This window comes from Propionispira arboris (genome assembly GCF_900109225.1).
Taxonomy (GTDB): Bacteria; Bacillota; Negativicutes; order Selenomonadales; family Selenomonadaceae; genus Propionispira; species Propionispira arboris.
This window is the reverse complement of sequence record NZ_FNZK01000039.1, coordinates 1-2,473: the sequence shown is the minus strand read 5'-3', so window position 1 is coordinate 2,473 and position 2,473 is coordinate 1. Positions and strand designations below refer to the sequence as shown.

The following is a 2,473-nucleotide window of genomic DNA, read 5'->3' as shown; positions in this document are numbered from 1 at the left end:
TGTATTTTGCAAGTGAAAATTCCTCACTTTTGCAAAAGTTTTTCCTCACCTATATGGGTGGGGAATTTTATCCATCTTGCCGCATAAGCGAATCGCGCATGCGGTTGCTAGGGCCATCGTAAAGCAAGAGATAACTATGGTGTACCAGCCGATCAATTATGGCTGCGGTCATTTGTTCATCATAAAAAATACTCACCCAGCGGCTGAACTCAAGATTGGTTGTCAAAACAACGTTCCTGCGCTCATAGCTGTCGGAAATAACTTGAAACAGCAATTGTGCAGCTTCTCTGTCCAATGGCACATAACCCCATTCATCACAGATTAACAAATCAAACTTTTTTATTGTACTAAGCAATTTACTTAATTTTCCTGCTTTTTTTGCATCAGCCAATTGGTTTACCAAATTGGCTGTTCGGTAAAAACCGACACTCAAACCACGACGACAAGCTGCTATTCCCATTGCAATAGCTAAGTGAGTTTTCCCAGTTCCTACATTTCCATAAAGAATTAGATTCTTTTGTTCCTCCATAAATTGCGTTTGCTTTAGGTATTCCTGCGTAACACCGGATGGTAGCTTCACTTCATCAAAACGGTAATCATCAAAGCTTTTTAGGGTATAGAATCCGGCATTTTTAATCAACCGATCTCGTTTACTTTTCTCACGATGCGCTATTTCACGTTGCAGGAGTTCGAGCAAATAGGCCTGGTGACTTTCAGCCACAATTTCTTCGCTATTATCAACAAGACCACGACTTAGTCGTAATACTTTGCAACAATTGAGTAGCTCTTCTTTCAACATTTCGCCACCGCCTTCGGGGATAGTAGCATAGTGTCATATTGACTCGCTTCGAATGAAAATGTTGGCAGTTCGGGTAAGGCCAATTGACTGACGTCCATTGTTTCAGGCATATGAACCGGTTTTAAATATTTATGTAATGTCAAAAGGCTATCCAGATCGGTTCGATCCCGTCGAATCGCTTCGGCTATGCTATCGACTGCACGAGCAAAGCCATTTTCTTGACTCAGTTTTGCTAGTACTTTCAATACGTTTCGCTGACCAGGCTTATCCACTTTCTCCAAGTAATCTTGCACTGGATTGGGCAGCATCTCATAGATGCCCGAATATTTTAATGCACTTGGACATCGGGATAATTGTGTGAGATAGGGAATCCAATCCATTTGTTCTTGCTTGAAATCTCCATATAACCGTTTATGTTTTGTGATCGGACGCATGCTTTCATCGAGTGGAATCACGGCCGATGCTGTAAACTGTACCAGTATTCGTGAAGCAGCATATTTAGGTGCTGTGGAATACGTATGAAATGTTGAGCCATATTTGAACTTCCCATACAGATCCGTTTTCAGTGTCTCATAGCGGCTGCAATCATACGGAACCGCTGGTAAATGCAGCAAAACGTTCTTATCTTTTTTGTGCAATTCGTCAATCGTATTGTTGAACCGGTAGTGATCTCTTTGGTGATCCGCAACGGCTTTCTCCAGTAGTTCTTCGTTATAAGCGACCAAGCTTTCGAAGGATGGTACTGGCACAAAAAAGTTGCGACGGTGGTAGCCGACTTTATTCTCGATGTTTCCTTTTTCATTGCCCGAGCTTGGATTGCAAAAGACTGCCGTAAAATTATAATGCTGTTTGAATCGCAAAAAAGAGGCGGTTAAATCACGTTCGCCATATTTTAAAATCTTTTTAACGATAGTCGAAGCATTGTCAAACCATAGGCGTGGCGGAACGCCACCTAAATGTTCAAAAATAGTTCGCAGTCCTTCGAAAAGACATTCTTGGTTTTCTCCTTTAAACAATTGGAAATATCCTGCATTGCTTGCTGGAAAAGAAAGATTGAGATAATGTCCTGTACAAAGAAGTCCATTTTCATAGAAATCGGCTGTGCCGAAGTCAACCTGTGCTTCGCCTGCTTTATGCAGCAGTGGCAGTGCTCCTTTGATTGGTTTGTATAACTGCTCTTTTTTTAATTTTACATATGCTGCCACCGTACGGTATGAACAGTTAAAACCAGAAACATCACTTAGTAATCGATCAAATACACGACGAGCTGAGTGTCGCTGTTTACGTCGGTGCTTTAAATCTTCAGTAAGCCAAGTATCAATAACAGCTTTAAAAGAATCCAATTTTGGTTGTTCGGTTACGCGTTTTGCTTTAGGGAATGGTTGATTGAAATCTTCGATTGCCAAATACTTGCGCACCGTTTTGCGATCACAAGAAAAGGTTTTTGCAATTTGTGAAATATTGAGACCTTCCTCAAAGAACGCTTTTCTGATATAATCAATTTGGGTCATTGTGAGCATCCTCCAGTCCTCCCCCGTTAGTGTTTTGTCACCTAATAAGGGTAGGTTATTTGGTTCTTGTTCGCAATGGCTTTTTGCATTTTTGAGGAATTCTGTTTTGCATAAGTGGGGATTTTTATTTGCAACTTTGTCCTATTTCATTATGCCATAAACA

2 protein-coding genes are annotated in these 2,473 nt (G+C 40.9%); both read right to left on the bottom strand.

All coding sequences use genetic code 11. The features are described 5' to 3' along the window. Positions 1-67: 67 nt before the first annotated feature. The gene (gene istB, locus BMY14_RS20270; RefSeq protein ID WP_091836033.1) at positions 68-799 is read right to left on the bottom strand and encodes an IS21-like element helper ATPase IstB; all 732 of its coding nucleotides are present in this window, start codon (positions 797-799) and stop codon (positions 68-70) included. Next, a complete protein-coding gene (gene istA / locus BMY14_RS20265) occupies positions 793-2,310 on the bottom strand; it encodes an IS21 family transposase (protein WP_425438937.1) in 1,518 nt (505 codons plus the stop codon). The genes istB and istA overlap by 7 nt, the downstream gene beginning before the upstream one ends. Positions 2,311-2,473: the final 163 nt, after the last annotated feature.

What these genes read in the sequence shown, in the direction of transcription:
- istB (WP_091836033.1), bottom strand. Translation starts at nt 799, where the DNA reads ATGTTGAAAGAAGAGCTACTCAATTGTTGCAAAGTATTACGACTAAGT.
- istA (WP_425438937.1), bottom strand. Translation starts at nt 2,310, where the DNA reads ATGACCCAAATTGATTATATCAGAAAAGCGTTCTTTGAGGAAGGTCTC.